This window comes from uncultured Aquincola sp., from assembly GCF_964001545.1.
Lineage (GTDB): Bacteria > Pseudomonadota > Gammaproteobacteria > Burkholderiales > Burkholderiaceae_C > Aquincola.
Map to the genome: position 1 here is coordinate 1 of NZ_CAXFDV010000841.1, position 3942 is coordinate 3942.

The 3942-nt window shown below is 67.5% G+C and carries 4 protein-coding genes; all 4 read left to right on the forward strand.

The window, feature by feature from the left end; all coding sequences use genetic code 11:
• Positions 1-225: 225 nt before the first annotated feature.
• Positions 226-3078, forward strand: coding sequence for an isoleucine--tRNA ligase (ileS, locus tag ABNT58_RS29005; protein WP_348756816.1), 2853 nt, complete (start codon positions 226-228; stop codon positions 3076-3078).
• Positions 3079-3097: 19 nt separating this feature from the next.
• Positions 3098-3319, forward strand: a complete 222-nt coding sequence (locus tag ABNT58_RS29010; protein ID WP_348756817.1) for an addiction module protein — start codon at positions 3098-3100, stop codon at positions 3317-3319.
• Entirely contained in the window at positions 3319-3621 is a 303-nt protein-coding gene (locus tag ABNT58_RS29015; protein WP_348756818.1) for a type II toxin-antitoxin system RelE/ParE family toxin, read from the forward strand. The genes ABNT58_RS29010 and ABNT58_RS29015 overlap by 1 nt, the downstream gene beginning before the upstream one ends.
• 2 nt (positions 3622-3623) lie before the next feature.
• Positions 3624-3942, forward strand: a 319-nt coding sequence (locus ABNT58_RS29020; protein WP_348756819.1) for a signal peptidase II, incomplete at its 3' end; no start/stop codon positions are given.

Here is a 3942-nt window from a genome sequence, read left to right on the forward strand (position 1 = left end):
CGGATGGCCACCGACCGGACTTTGCTCGATCTGCTGCGCTGGCATGCCGCCGGCCGCCGGCAGACCACGCGCGACCGAATTCGGCGCGCGCGCTGATCCTGCCGCCGCACGCCGGGCTGCGGCCGCTGCTGCCGCGCACCTGCCGGCCAGCGACCTGACCGGCTGCACCGCCCCACTTTGCCTTGATGCCACGAGCGCACCCGCCCAACGGGTGCGGCAAGCGCCATGACCGACAAGACCGACACCCCGGACTACCGCACCACGCTGAACCTGCCCGACACCCCGTTCCCGATGCGCGGCGACCTGCCCAAGCGCGAGCCGGGCTGGGTCAAGCAGTGGGAAGAGCAAGGCACCTACCAGCAGCTGCGCGACGCCCGCTGCGGCGCGCCGCTGTTCGTGCTGCACGACGGCCCGCCCTACGCCAACGGCCAGCTGCACATGGGCCATGCGGTCAACAAGATCCTCAAGGACATGATCGTCAAGGCGCGGCAGCTGGCCGGCTTCGACGCGCAGTACGTGCCCGGCTGGGACTGCCATGGCCTGCCGATCGAAAACGCGATCGAGAAGAAGTTCGGCCGCAACCTGAGCCGTGACGAGATGCAGGCCAAGAGCCGCGCCTACGCCACCGAGCAGATCGAGCAGCAGCGCACCGACTTCAAGCGCCTGGGCGTGCTGGGCACCTGGGAGCGGCCCTACCGCACCATGGACTTCGCGAACGAGGCGGGCGAGATCCGCGCCTTCAAGCGCGTGATCGAGCGCGGCTTCGTCTACCGCGGCCAGAAGCCGGTGTACTGGTGCTTCGACTGCGGCTCGTCGCTGGCCGAGTTCGAGATCGAATACGCCGACAAGAAGAGCACCACGCTGGACGTCGGCTTCCTGGCCGACGACCCGGCCGCGCTGGCCCGTGCCTTCGGCCTGCCTGGCCTCGACAAGCCGGCCTTCGTCGTCATCTGGACCACCACCGCCTGGACCATCCCGGCCAACCAGGCGCTCAACCTCAACCCCGAGCTGGACTACAGCCTGGTGGACACCGAGCGCGGCGTGCTGCTGCTGGCCGCTGCGCTGGTGGACCAGTGCATGGAGCGCTACGGCCTGCACGGCACCGTGCTGGCCACGGTCAAGGGCCAGGCGCTGGATGGCCTGAAGTTCCGCCATCCGCTGGCCGAGGTGCACCCCGGCTACAACCGGCTGAGCCCGGTGTTCCTGGCCGACTACGCCACCGCCGACGACGGCACCGGCATCGTGCACTCGTCGCCGGCCTATGGCCTGGACGACTTCAACTCCTGCGTGTCCAACGGCATCAAGGTCGAGGACATCCTGAACCCGGTGCAGGGCAACGGCGTGTACGCGGCCGACTTTCCGCTGTTCGGCGGCCAGCACATCTGGAAGGCGGTGCCCAACGTCATCCAGGCGCTGAAAGATGCCGGCCGGCTGTTCGCCACGAAGGACATCACCCACAGCTACCCGCACTGCTGGCGCCACAAGACGCCTGTGATCTACCGCGCCGCGGCGCAGTGGTTCATCCGGATGGATGAAGGCGAAGGCGTGTTCACGAAGGACAAGGCGCCCAAGACGCTGCGGCAGCTGGCGCTGGACGCGATCGAGCAGACGCAGTTCTACCCCGAGAACGGCCGCGCCCGCCTGCACGACATGATCGCCAACCGGCCCGACTGGTGCATCAGCCGCCAGCGCAGCTGGGGCGTGCCCATCCCCTTCTTCCTGCACAAGGTGACGGGCGACCTGCACCCGCGCACGATGGAGATCCTGGACCAGGCCGCCGACATCGTGCAGGCCGGCGGCATCGAGGCCTGGAGCCGCGTGACGCCCGAAGAGATCCTGGGCGCCGAAGATGCGCCGCACTACGCCAAGAGCACCGACATCCTGGAGGTGTGGTTCGACTCGGGCAGCACCTTCTTCCATGTGCTGCGCGGCACCCACCAGGGCACGGCCGAGCATCCGGGCCCCCACCAATCGGGCCCCGAGGCCGACCTGTACCTGGAAGGCCACGACCAGCACCGCGGCTGGTTCCATTCGTCGCTGCTGCTGGCCTGCGCGCTGTACGACCGGGCGCCCTACCGCGGCCTGCTGACCCACGGCTTCACCGTGGACAGCCAGGGCCGCAAGATGAGCAAGTCGCTGGGCAACGGCATCGACCCGCAGGACATCACCAAGAAGCTGGGCGCCGAGATCATCCGCCTGTGGGTGGCGGCCAGCGACTACTCCGGCGACATCGCGGGTGACGACAAGATCCTGGCCCGCGTGGTGGACGCCTACCGGCGCATCCGCAACACACTGCGCTTTTTGCTGGCCAACGTGTCCGACTTCGACCCGAAGACCGACGCGGTGCCGCTGGAGCAGATGCTGGAAGTCGACCGCTATGCGCTGGCGCGCGCGTCGCAGTTCCAGGCCGAGGTGCTGGCCCACTACGAAAAGTACGAGTTCCACCCGGTGGTGGCCAAGCTGCAGGTGTACTGCAGCGAAGACCTGGGCGCCTTCTACCTCGACGTGCTGAAGGACCGCCTGTACACCAGCGCGCCCAAGAGCCTGGCGCGCCGCAGCGCGCAGACGGCGCTGTGGCACATCACCCAGGCCATGCTGCGCTGGATGGCGCCTTTCCTCAGCTTCACCGCGGAAGAAGCCTGGCGCGTGTTCGGCGGCGAGCGCACCATCTTCGTGGAGCACTACTGGTCGCTGCCGCAGGCGGACGAGGGCCTGATCGCCAAGTGGAACCGCGTGCATGCGGTGCGCGATGCGGTCAACAAGGCCATCGAGGCGGTGCGCGCCGAAGGCGGCGTCGGCTCTTCGCTGCAGGCCACGGTCACCGTGGGCGCTCCGGCCGAAGACCATGCCATCCTGGCTTCGCTGGGCGACGACCTGAAGTTCGTTTTCATCACCAGCGAGGCTGTGCTGGCCGCCGCTGACGAGCTGACGATCCAGGTCACGCCGTCCACCGCCACCAAGTGCGAGCGCTGCTGGCACTGGCGCACCGACGTCGGCATCGACCCGGCCCACCCGACGATCTGCGGGCGCTGCACGAGCAATCTGTATGGCGAGGGCGAGCAGCGTACAGTGGCTTGATGACTGCGGAAGGACCACGATGCCCCAGCACACCGATTACAGCGAACTGCTGAACCTGCCGGTCGCCGACCGCCTGGCACTGATCGAACAACTGTGGGACAGCGTGGTCGACAGCACCGCGGACGCGCCGCTGCACCCGGCCATCGCTGCCGAACTCGGCGAGCGGCTGGCCCGCCATCAAGCCAATCCTGCGGCCGCCGTGCCTTGGGATGAGGTGAAGCGACGCTTGCATCAGGCGTGATGAGACGGCTTGTCTTCACGCCCGAGGCTTTCGACGACCTTCAACGCGCACGCGATTGGTACGAGAACCGCCGAGCCGGACTTGGGACGCAATTCCTGGTCGCGATCGAAACGGCGCTGGAACAAGTCAGCAGGGCGCCCGATGGCTACAGGCTGCTTGAAGGCCGTTTTCGGCGTGCCGTGGTCCGACGCTTCCCTTACCACCTCTATTTCACCCACGACGACCAGCAGATCACCGTGCTGCTCGTCTTCCATACCGCGCAGGATCCGGCCAAGGTGTTGGGCCGCCTGCCATCGCATTGATCATGGCCAAACGCTCCCCCGCCTCGTCGTCGTCTCCCAGCCTGGCCGTGTGGCTGGGGCTGGCGGTGGCGGTCATCCTGCTGGACCAGTTCACCAAGACGCTGATCGTCGGCTACTTCCAGCTGGGTGACAGCCGCACCGTCACCTCCTTCTTCAACGTGGTGCGGGTGCACAACCACGGCGCGGCCTTCAGCTTCCTGGCCGAGGCTTCGGGATGGCAGCGCTGGTTCTTCATCGGCCTGGCCTCGGTGGTGTCGGTGTTCATCGTGGTGATGCTCAAGAAGCACCCGGGGCAGAAGCTCTTCTGCTTTGCGCTGGCCA